The sequence below is a fragment of the Salinicola sp. DM10 genome (assembly GCF_017306975.2).
GTDB lineage: Bacteria > Pseudomonadota > Gammaproteobacteria > Pseudomonadales > Halomonadaceae > Salinicola.
Genome location: NZ_JAFLEN020000037.1, coordinates 1 through 651 on the forward strand (window position 1 = coordinate 1; position 651 = coordinate 651).

The following is a 651-nucleotide window of genomic DNA, read 5'->3' on the forward strand; positions in this document are numbered from 1 at the left end:
TATTAGCCGCCAAGCCTTCTTCCTCGCTGAAAGTGCTTTACAACCCGAGGGCCTTCTTCACACACGCGGCATGGCTGGATCAGGCTTGCGCCCATTGTCCAATATTCCCCACTGCTGCCTCCCGTAGGAGTCTGGGCCGTGTCTCAGTCCCAGTGTGGCTGATCATCCTCTCAGACCAGCTACGGATCGTCGCCTTGGTGAGCCATTACCTCACCAACCAGCTAATCCGACATAGGCTCATCCGATAGCGCAAGGTCCGAAGAGCCCCTGCTTTCTCCCGTAGGACGTATGCGGTATTAGCCTGGGTTTCCCCAGGTTATCCCCCACTACCGGGCAGATTCCTATGCATTACTCACCCGTCCGCCGCTCGCCACCAGGGAGCAAGCTCCCCGTGCTGCCGCTCGACTTGCATGTGTTAGGCCTGCCGCCAGCGTTCAATCTGAGCCATGATCAAACTCTTCAGTTAAAAGTCTGATAGTCCTTACCTCTTCTCTGCCCGAAGACAGAAGAAGCGAAGCGGACCAAACTTGGTTCAAGGTCAAACGAATCTTAGACGAGTCGCTTGCCTTGATATGCTGTGACTGGCGTCACGCAAGACAAGCGCCCACATCAATTACCTGATCGATTGTTAAAGAGCGTCCTTACTTGAAG

1 rRNA gene is annotated in these 651 nt (G+C 54.7%); it reads right to left on the bottom strand.

Annotation, left to right across the window (positions count from 1 at the left end):
- A 16S ribosomal RNA gene (locus J0A90_RS18520) occupies positions 1-466 on the bottom strand; the annotation flags it as partial.
- Positions 467-651 lie beyond the last annotated feature (185 nt).